Origin of the sequence: Thermococcus camini (genome assembly GCF_904067545.1) — an archaeon.
GTDB lineage: Archaea > Methanobacteriota_B > Thermococci > Thermococcales > Thermococcaceae > Thermococcus > Thermococcus camini.
Genome location: NZ_LR881183.1, coordinates 1,883,858 through 1,897,830 on the forward strand (window position 1 = coordinate 1,883,858; position 13,973 = coordinate 1,897,830).

Here is a 13,973-nt window from a genome sequence, read left to right on the forward strand (position 1 = left end):
GGCCATCACCTCACCTCGATGCAGTCGCTCCTGTAAGGAATGACCTCAACGGTTCCCTTGTACTCGGCGACGTAGCCTGCAATCCTGACCGTCTGACCCTCGCTGAAGGTGAGCTGGGCCACGCTCTTTGGAATGAATACCACAAGCTCCCCGCTTCCATCATCTATCGTCAGCTTGGTGAAGCTCTTTCCGGTGTAGACATCTTTGATGGTTCCCTCAACGACCACAGTCGTTCCGAGGAGGTCGAGGGTAACGTCGCCCGTCCTTAATTCCTCCGCCGGAATCGCCTTGACGACGGTTATGGAAACCACCTCTCCAGAGTCAGCGTCGTAGGTTATCCTCAGCGTGCTTCCGGTTCCGGCCTCTCTTGGATCCGGAAGGAGCTCCCTCGAAACCGAGAGCTCGGCGCTTCCGGTGTCGTCGTGGACCTTCATGACGTAGCCATTGTCGTAGCTCAGCCCATCCCAGGTGACGGTGAGGTTCACCCTTCCAGTAGCTTTAGAGAGCTCCGAGACCTTCACCTCCCCGATCCCCGCGGCTCCTCCGGAGGGCTTCTCAAGTTTAATCGCATCGAGGTCGTAGGCGATGATTTCGGGTTTTCCGTTGTACTCGTCCACGTAGCCAGCTATGATGACCCTCTGGCCCTTCTCGACGCTCAGGTTTGCTCCCCCAGGTATGAAGACCGCTATTCCACCGCTTCCGTCATCCAGGGTCAGCTTGAGGTTCTTGCCGATGACCCTCACTTCCGTTACGGTGCCGTTGAGGGCAACGGTCCTGCCCTTCATCGAAAGCCCGATTGAGCCGGTCTTGAGGATAGGCGAGGGCTTAGCCCTGGTGATGTTCAGCGCGGTTATCCTGCCGGAGAGCGGGTCTGCTATAAGCCTGAGCGTGCTACCAGTCCCTGCTTTAAGCGGGTTGGGCAACAGCGAACGCTCGGCAAGCAGGGTTGCGCTTCCGGTGGAGTCGTGGAAGGTCAGGGCGTAGTCGGGCTTCTGGTAGGCAAACGAGTCCCAGGTGACCGTCAGGAGTAGGGGTTCCATTGCTGTATTTAGGTCTGAGACGGTGCCCTCAACCGGCCCGGCCTGCTGGAGCTTCTCAATCGCGGCCGGGTTGAAGAGCACCACCTCCGGCTTGTCACGGTAGATTTCAACGTATCCTCCAACCTGCACCAGGTCGCCCTTGGCCGGGACGTAGGTTAGCTCACTGGCCGTAGAGCGGGGCACGAAAACCGGAAGGCTGCCAACGACTATCTTGAGGTTGCCGCTGAGGTTGGCCACGTCCGTGACCTTACCGATTACCGCGACCAGCCCGCCCTCCATCTCCGCGGTGACCTCTTCGGGCTTGAGCGGAATTGGAGCTATCGGCACCTCAACCGTGAGGTTCTCTCCCTTCACAAGGTTATCCCCGGCCACCAGGCCCCTGACCACGACCTGACTTCCGGTTCCAGCCTCGAGCGGGTTGAGGTTCAATAAAGCTTCTCTCGGGAGCGAGGCCTTAACTCCGTCCACGGTGAGGTAGTAGGTGCCGTTGGTGTAGGTCATCCCCTCAAGGGAGCCGGCGAAATCGACGAGCTGGCCCTCGTAATCGGCCAGTTCTTCAGCCGTGACCTTCGGGAGCTCTATCTCCTCCGGCGGGAGAGGCTCTCCGAGGGCCCTTATTCCCTCTCCAGTGTAAACGACCACCTCAAGCTTTCCGCGGTACTCCTCGAGGTAGCCGGCGACCTCGACTCCGAGGCCGACCTTAAGCCCTGCCTTTGTCTCGTTGGAGAGCTCCGCGAGGGTAGCTGACGGAACGAAGACGTCCAGCCTTCCCGTTCCGTCGTCGATGACGAGCTTGAGGTTCGAGCCTACTCTATCGACCTCCTCGATGTTGCCCTTTACCGCGACTATCGAGCCGCGCATGTCTGGGGTTAGGACGCCGATCGGCCTGAACTCCGTCTTAACCGCCTTGACGACCTCAAGGTAGGCCGCAACGAGCCTGCCATCTGAACCCATTCTTCCCGCGACTTTAACTGTACTCTCGCTCGATGCGTTGAACGGGTTTAAGCTTGCGAGAACGTCCCTCGGGACGAGGGCGTCGAGGTAGTCTTCTCCATCGGTGAGGGTCAGCACGTAGCGGCCGTTCTCGTAGGATATTCCAGCTATGGAGCCCTCGACGGCCATGACCATTCCCGGATAGTTGGGTGCCTCGCCTATCGGGACTACGGGTGCTTCCTCGATCGGAGTCACGGAGAGCTGGCTAAGATTCCTGACGACTATCTCCGGCGAGGTGCCCTTGTAGAGGTAGACGATTCCCGGGGCGTAAACAGTATCTCCGACCTTGACGGAGAGGTTGCTGAAGACGAGCAGAACCCTCGGAACGAGCACCGAAACCTGAGAATCACCAGTATCAACCGTCAAAAGATAGCCGGAGCTGACGTTGGAGAACTTAGTTACTATCCCCTCGACGGCCACGTAAGTGTTGCTCATGTTGGCGTTGAGCGACTTGAAGAGGGGCGGGTTTTCGGAGTGGAGCTTCGAGCGGAAGTGAAGGCCACCGAGGTACTGGAGCATCGAGTAGGTGTAGGTCTCCCTCACGCGGAGCTGAACCTCGGCCGTCACCCCGTCGCCGGGGAAGGGAACGAGGCCCTTTCTTATCATCTCATCGGCAAGGGGGGAGTAGACCCTGACGTCTATCTGCCCAGTTCCGTCGTCCACAGTGAAGGTGAGGCCGAGCTTTCCGCCGGTCTGGGAGACGTAGGGAACCGTGATGACGGTTCCGTTTATCCTCACCACGGCGTAGTTCATCAGGTAGTTGCCGTAGACGTCGCTCACCCTGACGAGCGGTGCCTGAGCGCTCTGGGCTGCGACGAGCAGAAGGGCAACGCCGATGACCGAGAGTAGAACCGACAGGTATTTGATCCTCGATACGTTGAGCTTCTTCTGCTCCTTCAGGCCATGATAGTAGAGTTTTTTCTCACCCTCCTTCCCTGACATGAGCAGACCTCCGGTTTATTTGACGTAGCAACCTAGTTGATGGATGCGTCTTTTAACGCTTTCGTGACAAGAAACGGCAGAGCTGGGCACTATTGAGTAGGAGCGGGCCTTACGCATTCAGAAAATAATTTAAACTCCCGGGACACAATGGCATCATGCGCGTTATCATGGTCAAGGAGATAAAGAAACATCTTCTCCATCCCGTGCTAATCGCCAAGGCGAGCAGGGCCCTCGCTGATGGGAACAGATGGGAATTCGAGGCCATCCTCAGGGAATTCGAGAGAAATTATTTCATGGAAGGGCTGATGGAATACAGGGGAGAGTCTCTCCTTGAGCTCCTTGGGAAGTACGTTCTTCTAGGTGTCGTTGCCGGATTCAAGGGGGCAAAGGAGCTGATAGAGGAGGCAAAGAGGGGCAGGATCCGCATCATTGAAGTCGGCGACCCCTACGTTCCCTTCTACCTGGCAGGAACGCTCTTCCTGGCGGGAAAGCCCGTTCCAAAGAAAATCGTGAAAAGATTGCCCGATCCCATCTACGACCTGAACGATGAAGATTACATAGCCTTTCTCCTCAGGCTTTTTGAGCACAACCACCGCTTCGGAATCGTCGGCTGTGCACTTGAGTTCTGGACAATGAGACAGGCTCTTTACAGCGGACTTTTAAGGCCCGAAAAGCCAGAAATCTGGAGGGACAGTGGCTGTTTCGTTGGGGTAATTCCCCTTGATGAAGACCTCGACAACGTTAAGGGAAAGTTCAAAATCGCCTGCAGGAACGGATGGTGCGTCTTCTACTTCAGGGGGAGCAAGAAAATGCTGAAAGAAAAGCTGAAGGAGTTGGGAATTAGCTCCCCTCCCCTTTGAGTATCTTCTCGACCTCGAACCCCTCCTCGTACTTCTTGAGCTTCCTCTCGAAGAACTCGATGAAGAGTTTGTAGCGCTTTGCCCTGTGCTTCGGGCTTCCACGTATGCTGTGACCGTGAGGACCTTTCTTGAACACCGCTATGTATGCCTCCTTGCCCATGTCCCTGAGCACGTTGTAGAACATCAGGCTCTGGTCGAGGGGACAGCGGTAGTCCTCCAGCGAGTGAATGAGCAGTATTGGAGCCTTCACGTTTTCGGCGTAGAAGAGCGGGCTGAGCTTCCTGAAGTTCTCGTTTTTGAGTGGGTTTGCTCCGATGACCTCGACGTCGTACCAGAGGCCTATGTCTGAGAAAGCATAGCTCGTCAGCCAGTAGCTTATCCCGTTCTCACTGATGCCAGCTTTGAATAGCTCGCTCTGCGTTAAGGCCCAGTTGGTCATGAAGCCGCCGTAGCTTATGCCGGTTATGCCAACCCTCTCCCTGTCGGCCTGGGGTTCGAGCTTGAAGAACTCCTCGATTCCGGCCATTATGTCCTCGAAGTCCTCTAAACCGGTTCTCTCAAGAACCCTTAGAGCGAAGTCTTCGCTGTAGCCGTCGCTGCCGCGCGGGTTGACAAAAACCACGTAGTAACCTTTGCTCACCATCAGCTGCATCTCGTAAACGAACCTGTAACCGTACATGCCCTTCGGCCCGCCGTGGACGAAGACTATCACTGGAGCTTTTTCGTCCTCCTTCAGCTCAGGCTTCAGATACCAGCCGTCTATCTCCAAATCCTTGCTCTTAAAGCGGAAATGCCTGGGCTCGAAGGTTTTCAGCTTGGCGAATATCGGCCCGTTGTAGTCGGTTATCTGCTTCAGCTCGCCGTCGTAGAGGTAGAGCTCGCCTATCCTCGTTGCCGTCATTACGAGGAGCAGGGCCTTTCCGTCGCTGACATCCAAGCCGTAAATCCAGTGGTTCCCCACCACAACCCTCTCCACCTTTCCGTCCCAGAGCCACAGGTTCACGCTTCCAGCGTCTGGCGTCAGGAAGTAAACCTTCCCGTCGGTCAGCTTTGCGCTCCAGACGTCGAGCGGGCCCTCGTAAACCGGCTTAAGCTCGCCGTCCCAGAGATAGAGCCAGTCGTGCTCGCTGATGAACCTCTTTTCCCTCTTGCCCCTCAGGAGGAGGGCCTTTCCGTCGGAGTCGATGGCCTCGAAGGAGACCCTCTCAAAGATCTTCTCCTCCTCGCCGTCCCGCCACAGGTAGATGTCCCAGAACTTGAAGAGCGCTGGCTTGCTTCCCTCGCGGTGCGGGACGTTGACGACTATGGAATCGCCGTGCCATATCCCGCTCGAAAACCTCGGCTTCTCAAACCAATCTATTACCTCCTCACTCTCCGTGTCGAGGACCCAGAAGGTCGTTTTCTCGCCGTCGAAGAAACCCATGCCGTCGAACCAGGCGGGAACGTCGTCGTCGAAGATGAAGTCCTCATCATCGCGGCGCTTGAAGCCGATCACAAGGAGTCTCCTCGAATCGTCGTTCCACTCGATCGAGCGAACGTTTTTAGTTGAGAGGACCTTCTTGGCACTCATGGTATGGACGTCGGCCACCCATATCTCGTTCTCCTTCTTTTCCTCGTTAAAGCGGGTGAAGGCGAGCTTTCTGCCATCTGGCGAGAGCCTTGGCATGGAGGCGTTTTCGATGAAGCGCCTAACCCCGGTTCCCAGGTCCTCAACGACCACCGTGCTCTCATACTTGTTCTCCTTCATATTGGCCTTGGTGAGGGTGTAGGCAACCAGATTCCCCCTTATCCTCGGGTCGTTCAGGTAGGCAAACTTAGAAAAGGTCTCGTGGTTCCATTCGATACCGCTCATAACGCTATCACCTATTTGGTAGAGAGCCTTAAAAGTATATAAGCGTAACTACCCGGCCAGGTGAGATGATGAAGGAGGAGCACGGGGTTGGAATCATACTCGGTCTGGGAATATTCATCTCCGTGGCGTTCAGAACCTACGCCGGGGTGACAATAGCCGCCGTCGGGATACCCCTCTACCTCGCGTACGTCGCCCGGCAGCAGAACATCCTGGCAAAGTCCAGGCTCTTCGACAGGGACCTCTTCCTAATGATGGCGATAGCCGTGGCCGTGATACTGGTCTTTAACTACTTCTGGGATCCGAGGATGGGCCTGATAGCGATGGCGGTGGCGATACCTCTCCTGGCCCTCTACGCCGACAGGCTAAAGGCGAGAAAGAAGGCTCAGGAGGCCTGAGAGCTTCCCGGTTCTCTTGTAGTTCCGCACCTCCTCCCTCATTTTCCCCAGGAATGCCCGGTCCACCCCGAATTTCTCCCGAACCCGGCGCGAGATGTGGTTGTCGTTCAGAAACACCATGGCCATCGCGGAGGTGAGGTTCTTCGGCTTCCTCCAGCCGGACTTTTCGAAGTCGATTAGGTAAACCCGATCGCCGACTATTACGTGCTTTCCCCCCTGAATCTGGCCGTGGTCGAGACCGAGCCTGTCGAGTAAAGCTGTTTTCTCAACTATCTCAAAGATGTGTCGCTTTTCGAGGTCCGCGTGAAAGATTATCTCCCCCTCCGCGAACTCCCGAACGAGATACTCAAGGCCCTCAAAGACGCCGTAAGCCACGAGCGGGGGCGTTACCCTGAATGGCTCCAGCGCCTCGATTATCCTCGCCTCCCTCTCAAAGTTCTGCCTCGGGGAGTCCGGTCGTTGAAGCTTTATTATGACGTTTTTTTCATCTAATCTGGCCCTGAAGATTAAGCTAGTCGTGCCCTTGGCGTAGGGCCATATTTCGTCCAATCCAAGCCCCCTCAGGTAAGAGTAAAACCGCCCCAATTGAGCTTTGCTTATCAAGTGGTCGAACATACTCCTCGATAAGCTTAAATACTCCGCCGATAAAATACTTTTGGTGATAGCCATGGTGACGGCTTTTATTTTGATGGTGACGGCCGCTGGAAAGGAAAGGGAAGTTATGGAGAAGCTTCTGGCCATGCCGGAGGTCAAAGAGGCTTACGTGGTCTATGGCGAATACGACCTCGTCGTAAAGGTCGAAACCGACACGCTCAAGGACCTTGACCAGTTCATAACCGAGAAGATAAGGAAGATGACCGAGATCCAGATGACCTCGACGATGATAGCCATCTGATTCTCTCGTTCTTCGTTCTTCCGTTCTCCATTATGCCAGCACCCCCTCTGAAGTCTCATCCTCCCAGAGCAGGGCAAAACCCACGCTCAGAAGCACCATCGTGACGAGGGGAGCTAAAAACCACCACCATCTGCCCGCGTAGAGGGCATTCTGGTTGAGACCCTCCAGTATGAACGAACCCCAGTTGTCGCTCGGAATCATGTTGAAGAACCCGAGTATCGCCACCAGCGCGACCACCTTGGGGAACAATAAACTGAAGTGGCTCAGGGCGTAGGGGATTACAGGCTTCAGGATATGCCTCCTTAGGATGTAGAGGTCGCCCGCTCCGAGCGCCCTGGCAGCGGCAACGTGCTCCCTGACCTTCTCCTGAACGACGAAACCCCTCACGGCGCTCCCGAACTTGCCCGCGAGCAGGAGGGCGAGTATCAGCGACAGGATTTCCGTTTTTATTTCCCTGGTCATCGCTATGCCCGTTGTTGAGAATGAGAATATCATGAGCATCGCGAGGGGAAGGACGGGGAGCGCTCCGAGAGAGTTCAGCAGGCCCTCAAGAAGAATCGCGGGCCGGCTCCGGTAGTAGCCGGCGAAGAGACCGAGGAGCAGGCCGATGGTCATCACAAGGAGGGAGACCTCAAGCGACACGAGTAGCGTGCTTCTGCCGGCCAGAACAAAGCCCACCCAGAGGTCGCGGCCGTAGGAATCTGTACCGAGGAGACCGTAGGAATCGCCAAAGACCGTGACAGCAACGGGGGAAGAGGATTCGAACTCAAGGGTGTACCTTCCCTCCAGAACCTCGCCGCCGTACCCCATGAAGAGGAACTGGGTGGGCGTGAAGAGGGGCCTGCTCTCCAGGCCGTAGCCGAGGGACTCGGCAAACTCGTAAGCCCCCGCGGCGAGGGTGGGGTTGGAGTTGATGCTCGTCCTTCCGTCCACCTCCACCGGACCGAGAACCACGGAAAGGCCGTCGGGGCGGTGAATTACAAGCCTGACCGTCGAATTGCCCTCGATCATCACGTTTCCCGGAACGATCCCATCAACCGTGAAGGTCATTGAAAAGTTCGTTCCAGTCGATTCAAGGGTTCTGAAGCCCGAGGGAAGCCAGATGGGCCTGGCGTTCTTGGGATAGTCGTTCCAGTAGGGCAGGTAGTTCCAGTTGGCGGCCTTTTCAGGGGGCACGAGGAAACGCACTGGAACGACCGCGAGGAGCATCACCAGCAGTATCAGTGTAATTCCAGCTTTTTCATTCCGGTCAAGCCTCAACGCCGCCACCTCCGGGGGTCAGGAGTTCCGACAGGAGGGTCACCGCCAGGAGGACGAAGAAGTTCACGACCATGAAAACCGCTATGGGGTAGAAGAAGATGTCCGGGTCGAGGGTGTAGAGGTCGCCCGATATGTGGAAGCCCCACTGGAGCATCTTGCCGAGGCCGAAGAGGCCGAAGAAGGCATCGACCACGAGGGCGAGCGTCGAGACCTCGACGAAGTGCTGGAAGAGGAAGCCGAGGAAAGACGGCATGACCGCGCGGAGAACGTGCCTCTCAACCCTGCGCTCCGGCAGTCCCATCGCCCTCTTGGCGCGCACGTACTCCTTCCCGAACTCGTCCCGGAGGAGTATCACCAAAGCCTCGACGAACTCCCAGAGGGCGACGAGGACTATGGAAATCAGCGGGAAGGCCATGTATGCGAGGTTCCTGGTGAGGGAGGTCGATGCGCCGAGGCCGTTTATCAGGTAGTTGGGGAGCGCGCTCATTATGACGAGGAGCGAGAAGAGCGCCGCCACGGCCCAGACGGGGAGGCCGTTGAAGACCCTGGCGAGAAAGCGGACGGTGGAGCGGAGGCGCCTTTTCCTGAGGGCGAGCTTCGCCAGTGGGAAGCCGATGAGGATTATCGTGATCTCAGCCAGGAGGATTAGCACCAGCGTTCTGGCCACCATGAGCTTTCTGGGTATTGGGTAGTCGTAGTCCGGCTCGAAGAGGGAGTGGTAGAGCACGTAAAGCCCCGCATGGAGGGGGTTCATCACGAGGGTGGGGTAGTCCCTCGGGGCCACGAAACGCATGTAGTAGTCGTAGGGATCCATTCCGACGGAACTCGCGTTGGCCTCTATCACGGCCCTCTCCGCAGGGGACAACAGGCTGAACTCCATGTCCGCCCGGTAGAACTGGTAATCCTTTATCCCGATGCCGGAGATAAGAGCCACCAAGAGAATAAGGAGGAGGTAGTTGAGGAGTGCGCGGGAGATAGCCCGGCCCATGAGATCACCCCGCCAGGCTACCCGACGAGTTTTAGGAATATCTCCTCCAGGCTTGGCTCCTTCACCTGCATGGTGAGTATCTTCGCCCCCTGATTCGCTACAAAGTCGTGCAACTCCTCTCTAACGTCCTCCTGAGAAACAACACGGTACTTATTCCCACCGAGCGGAGTTACCCTCCACTCCACCCCAGAGAAGTCCACGGGGCTGTTGGTTTCGATGATGATGGTGTAGCCGGCCTTCCTCAGGAACTCGCGCTTGATGTCGTCTATGCTGTCCTCCAACCGGAGTTTACCCTTAACAATCACCCCAACTGTGTCGCAAACCTCTTCAACATGAGCCAGAATGTGGCTGGAGAAGAAGACAGTCTTCCCAGCCTTCCTCTGCTCCCTGATGATGTCCTTGAACTCGGCGATACCCTTCGGATCAAGGCCGCTCATCGGCTCGTCGAGGATTAGTAGTTCCGGGTCGTTGATTAACGCCTGCGCTAAAAGAAGCCTCTGACGCATGCCCTTCGAGAACTTCCCAACCTTCCTGTTCCTGGCTTCCTTCAAACCAACCAGGTCGAGGAGTTCACCTATGCGCTTCTCCTTCTCCGCTTGGGGGATTTTAAACGCGTCAGCAATGATATCCAGCGTCTGAACTGGAGTTAGAAAGTCCCAGAGGGTAGCGTGCTCCGGCATGTAGCCGATTCTGGCTTTAGCCCTGACGAGCCTGTCCTCGTCAAACTTCCCGTCCCTGAAGACTTCCTCGCCGAAAAGGTCAATCCTCCCCTCCTGAGGGAAGATGAGGCCGAGTAAACTTAGAATCGTCGTGCTCTTGCCGGCGCCGTTCGGCCCAAGGAAGCCGTAAACCTGACCCGGCTTAACCTCAAGGTTAAGGCCGTCCAAAGCCCTAACGTCCCCATAAACCTTAACAAGGTTCTCAACCCTCAACATCACCATCACCTCAGATCCATTCTCCTGAATCTGAAGAGAGCCAATCCAAGATAAACCGGGGTAAGGCCAGCTATCAGCGCCGTCTGGGCGGAATTGTCAGCCATGGCCCGCTTAACCCCGATGTACTCAACGGTGTACGTGCCGTCGTCGTTGAAGGTGGTTCTGTCTATGTCCGTGAAGACGTCGAGCATGAGCACCTGGGGGGCGTAGAAGAGGTATTTGAGGTGGTACTCCCGGTAGAGCTCGTTCAGGCGCTCGCGGTAGGCACTCAGCTCGTCCTTTGAAAGCTTGTCGAAGTCCTTCCAGCCCTTAATTCCGAACTCCTCCTTTGCTTTGTCCTCCGCAAAGCCGTCCACGATCTGGGGCATTACGAGACCGGTAACGAAGAACAGAACCAGAGCTAAACCCAAGGCGGTGTTGGAGGAGCGAATAAACGTTGAAATCAGCAGGCCCAGGGCCAAAAGCTGGAGCATCGCAACCAAAATAAGGACATTGGAGAGGACTAAATCCCCAACGAGGGAAGCCGTGAGGGAAAGGCCGTAGTACTTCGTTATCACGAAGGAGAGCAGCGTTGCGAAGAGCATCGCCACGACTATGCTGAGCGCCTGGCCGAGGAACTTGCCGAGCAGGTATGAAACCCTTCCCAGCGGCTTGCTGAGGGCTATTCTAACCGTTCCGTTTTCGAGGTCAGAATTTACGGAGGTTGCACCCGCCATGAGGGCGTAGAGGCCGATGAAGAGGAACGCGCTGACGGCTATGTAACCAACGACGCTCGTGACGAGAAGTTCCTGCGGGTTCGTGGCCCCTTCGAGGTTATCCTTGACCTCCCTAAAAGCCATGGCGTAGATTAGCAGAATCAGAACGAGTATCAGCCAGAACTTCTTCGTCCTCAGACTTTTCTTCAGCTCAAGCTCGAACCCCCACATCCTATCCCCTCAGATCGGCTTTTTTGAACCTGAGCCACGCGAGGGCGAGGTAAACCAGCATGGGGACAACGAGCATCGCCAGGTTGCCAGGATAGCTTAGAACCTCCGATAGGGACTTCGGCGGAAGGCCCCTCTTCGGAGAGACAGCCGTCGCAAGTACTACGTAGTGCAAGAAAGGACTCGGCACGGAAAGGGAGTTTTTGGCCAGAGCATCAACGAAGGAACCCCCTGCCGAATTTGAAGCTGCGATGATGGCGATTGGAACGGTGAAACCCAGGAGGAAAGCGAGAATCAACGAGACGAAAAGCGCCTTTCTGCCCTTTATGAAGGCCGAAAGCAGGTAGCCAAGGGCCAAGTACTGGAGGAGCGAGAGGAAAAGGAAGGAACCAAAGGCAAGGCCGAGTTCGAGGGTTCTGCCCGAAGGAGAGCCAAGGTGCAGGGCGTAGGCAACGATGAAAGCAACGTAGAGGACAGTGCCAATCAACACAGCCAGGAGGTCGCTCAGGAGCGTTCCAAGGAAGAAGTCCCTCTTTCTCAGGGGCTTGCTCAGCAGAACCCTCACCGTGCCGTTCTCGATGGCCGAGCCTATAGAAAGCGCCCCCAACGGAAGCACCACGAGGGGGAGGAGAGAGCCGTTCAGGGTCTGGATTACTGCATTTAGAAGGCCGGGAACGCCGTAGTTAGCGTAATACTTGTCGAGAGTTCCCTTGCCCAGGAACGCCATCAGGGCGGTGAAGGCGACGAAAGCTATGAAACGCCTGCTCCCAAGGCTCAGCCCGAGGAAAACGCCGTAGAGCCCCCTGAAAGAGAATGAAAACTCTAGAACTGAGAATGGCCCGGGACTTTTCAGCTCCCTCCTCCGGAAGACCTCCATTCCAGCGAGCGATAGGACAATGAAGAGGGCCAAAAGTTGCCCAACGGCCCCATGTAAGACGGAAACGCTCTCACCAATGGAAACGGCCCTCTCAAGATAGACCGTTGGAACGAAAGAGTAGTCAGATTTTCCGGGGAGAAGGAGCGCAATAAATGCTCCCAGTCCGAGGAAGACTCCGGAATCGCGGGAGGTTGCGAAGGGAAGGAGGAACAGGGCGATTCCAAGGACACCGATTAGTGAGAGCGAAAGAGCTAAGGAACCGATGAGGTAGTCCCTCACCGCGAAACCGTGAGCCAGCATCGCGAGCGCTCCCGAGAGTGCAATCCCAAGTGCGGAAACCAGGGCAAGCTTCAACCCCTCAAGAACCCAGCCGAGGAAGTAGCGCCTCCGCGTGAGGGGCTTTGATAGCATCAAGATGGTGTTGCCCCGCTCGAAGTCCGAGCCAAAGCGCGAGAGGAGCAGGATTAGGATTAGGGGAACCAGGAGAAGCTTGATTAAATTTGGAAGCCACTTTGTGAGCAGGTCGGCGGTTATCAGGTGACCAAGCTCTCGGGCTGAAATATCCTGATAGTGGGCGGTAAATCTGCGAACATCTATCTCGACCGCTACGGCCGGGAAGAGTGAGATGATGAAGAGCAGAGACCTAGTCCTCACCCATACCACCCCACGCGCTGATGTCCATGCGGGAGATCCTGAAGGCGGATATTCCGAGGGGAACCGTGGAGAGGAGCATCAGGAGGAGGGAAGCCAAACCGGAATCGATGGCAGGGGCAAAAAGGAGGGCTAAGAAAGGGAGGGCAAGAAGGGCACCTCTCCTCGTGAAGAGGCCCAAGAGAAAGACGAAGGAGGCCAGAAAGAAAGCCACTCCAAATGAGGCTCCAACGATAGGCAGGGAAACGGCAAAGAGGGCGGAGATTACCATGAACCGCCTCAAAAGGTATCCCCTTCCAACCGGCTTGCTGAGAATCAAGACGGGACTCGCGGAGAGAATCTCAAGGGTAGCAAGAGGCAGGAGGAAGAGCATGCCGAAGGCCTTCAGGACTGAACCAAACGGGAGGAGCATCAGGAGGAGAAAGGCCACGAAGGCCCTGGAAGCCCAGAGGTTTGCTATTTCCACCCTAATCCACCACGGAAGGGAAGTGATATAGAGGGCCGGAGGGGAGGGCCTGATGAAGGCTCCTGGCTCAAAGCGGAGGAAGAGAAGGAAACTAAGTACTGTGAAAGCGAGGAAGGTGGCCAGCGTCAGGGCAATCCTGAGGTAAGCGTCCCGAGTATCCTTCACTTCGACGTCCCTGGCAAAGAGCTCAAGCTGTGCCCCGGGGGAGAAGAAGGCGTAGGTGGTGTAGCGTTTCTCAAGCTCCAGGACGAGACGATGGTAGTCCCCTTTTTTAGCCTCGTAGTCCTCCAGGCTCTTTATTCCGAGGTCATTCTGGGCTTTTTCCTGGGCCTTCATCTGGACTATTCCCGGCGGAACGAAGGTGAGCAGGAGGAAGAGCAAAACACCGGCGATTAAAGTTTTTCTGGGATTCCTGAAGGTTAAGGAAACCAAATAGCCCAGGGGAAGGAACGGGAGGGCAAAGAGCGCGAAAAAGAAAGATATGGTATCAAGGAGGGCAAATGGTATCGCAAAGAGGAAGGCCACGAAAAGGTGCGAGATGAAAACCTCGGCAAAAAGGTTAGCCCTTTTGTAGGGTTTTGGGAGCAGAAAACTACAGGTTTTATAGAGGCCACCCGAGAAAACTGCCGAGAACAGGAAACCTGTGAAGAAATATGGGACAAGGGGCGAAACCTCTCCGAGGAATGGGGTTGCCGTCAAACCTATGGCATAGAAGGCCAAGGGCTTCCATTTAAGCCCCTGAACTTCGAGTTTGAGCGCGGGATACATAACTCACCCTCCGACGGTCTCTCCCTCAGTAACTAAGAAGACCTCCCTCTGAACATTGAAGAACTCGCGGACTATTCTAAGGCCGTCCTTTATTCCCACCAGAAAAGGTTAGAAGGGAGGTTTAAAAA

12 protein-coding genes are annotated in these 13,973 nt (G+C 56.1%); 3 read left to right on the forward strand and 9 right to left on the reverse strand.

Translation table 11 applies throughout. The features are described 5' to 3' along the window. Positions 1-5: 5 nt before the first annotated feature. Positions 6-2,975, reverse strand: coding sequence for an OB-fold nucleic acid binding domain-containing protein (locus TIRI35C_RS10310; protein ID WP_188202761.1), 2,970 nt, complete (start codon positions 2,973-2,975; stop codon positions 6-8). A gap of 155 nt (positions 2,976-3,130) precedes the next feature. Between TIRI35C_RS10310 and TIRI35C_RS10315 the strand changes: the two genes are divergently transcribed. Beyond that, positions 3,131-3,835 carry a hypothetical protein gene (locus TIRI35C_RS10315; protein WP_188202762.1) on the forward strand — a complete coding sequence of 235 codons (705 nt, stop codon included), beginning with the start codon at positions 3,131-3,133 and terminating at the stop codon, positions 3,833-3,835. Here TIRI35C_RS10315 and TIRI35C_RS10320 read toward each other — a convergent pair. Next, positions 3,816-5,687: an alpha/beta hydrolase family protein gene (locus tag TIRI35C_RS10320; protein WP_188202763.1), complete on the reverse strand. Its 1,872-nt coding sequence runs from the start codon at positions 5,685-5,687 to the stop codon at positions 3,816-3,818. The genes TIRI35C_RS10315 and TIRI35C_RS10320 overlap by 20 nt on opposite strands. A 68-nt stretch (positions 5,688-5,755) precedes the next feature. Between TIRI35C_RS10320 and TIRI35C_RS10325 the strand changes: the two genes are divergently transcribed. Further along, positions 5,756-6,082: a hypothetical protein gene (locus TIRI35C_RS10325; protein ID WP_188203235.1), complete on the forward strand. Its 327-nt coding sequence runs from the start codon at positions 5,756-5,758 to the stop codon at positions 6,080-6,082. Here TIRI35C_RS10325 and TIRI35C_RS10330 read toward each other — a convergent pair. After that, entirely contained in the window at positions 6,050-6,697 is a 648-nt protein-coding gene (locus TIRI35C_RS10330; RefSeq protein ID WP_188202764.1) for a serine/threonine protein kinase, read from the reverse strand. The two genes, TIRI35C_RS10325 and TIRI35C_RS10330, sit on opposite strands and share 33 nt — an antisense overlap. A 52-nt stretch (positions 6,698-6,749) precedes the next feature. On the opposite strand from TIRI35C_RS10330, the gene TIRI35C_RS10335 reads away from it, so the two are divergent. Then, entirely contained in the window at positions 6,750-6,977 is a 228-nt protein-coding gene (locus TIRI35C_RS10335; protein WP_014013114.1) for an Lrp/AsnC family transcriptional regulator, read from the forward strand. 30 nt (positions 6,978-7,007) lie between these two features. Here the strand turns inward: TIRI35C_RS10335 and TIRI35C_RS10340 are convergent, their stop codons facing one another. Genes TIRI35C_RS10340 through TIRI35C_RS10365 form a run of 6 tightly spaced genes read right to left on the reverse strand, consistent with a single transcriptional unit; the run spans position 7,008 to position 13,845 of the window. Beyond that, the gene (locus TIRI35C_RS10340; protein WP_188202765.1) at positions 7,008-8,237 is read right to left on the reverse strand and encodes an ABC transporter permease; all 1,230 of its coding nucleotides are present in this window, start codon (positions 8,235-8,237) and stop codon (positions 7,008-7,010) included. Continuing rightward, positions 8,227-9,225: an ABC transporter permease subunit gene (locus TIRI35C_RS10345; protein ID WP_188202766.1), complete on the reverse strand. Its 999-nt coding sequence runs from the start codon at positions 9,223-9,225 to the stop codon at positions 8,227-8,229. The genes TIRI35C_RS10340 and TIRI35C_RS10345 overlap by 11 nt, the downstream gene beginning before the upstream one ends. Before the next feature lie 17 nt (positions 9,226-9,242). After that, positions 9,243-10,160: an ABC transporter ATP-binding protein gene (locus TIRI35C_RS10350; protein WP_188203236.1), complete on the reverse strand. Its 918-nt coding sequence runs from the start codon at positions 10,158-10,160 to the stop codon at positions 9,243-9,245. Between the two features lie 5 nt (positions 10,161-10,165). Beyond that, the gene (locus tag TIRI35C_RS10355) at positions 10,166-11,086 is read right to left on the reverse strand and encodes an ABC transporter permease (protein WP_188202767.1); all 921 of its coding nucleotides are present in this window, start codon (positions 11,084-11,086) and stop codon (positions 10,166-10,168) included. A gap of 1 nt (position 11,087) precedes the next feature. Continuing rightward, positions 11,088-12,614 (reverse strand): ABC transporter permease subunit, encoded by a 1,527-nt coding sequence (locus tag TIRI35C_RS10360; RefSeq protein ID WP_188202768.1) that lies wholly within the window; start codon positions 12,612-12,614, stop codon positions 11,088-11,090. Next, complete coding sequence (locus TIRI35C_RS10365; protein WP_188202769.1) at positions 12,604-13,845, reverse strand: hypothetical protein; 1,242 nt, start codon at positions 13,843-13,845, stop codon at positions 12,604-12,606. The genes TIRI35C_RS10360 and TIRI35C_RS10365 overlap by 11 nt, the downstream gene beginning before the upstream one ends. Between the last annotated feature and the right edge of the window lie 128 nt (positions 13,846-13,973).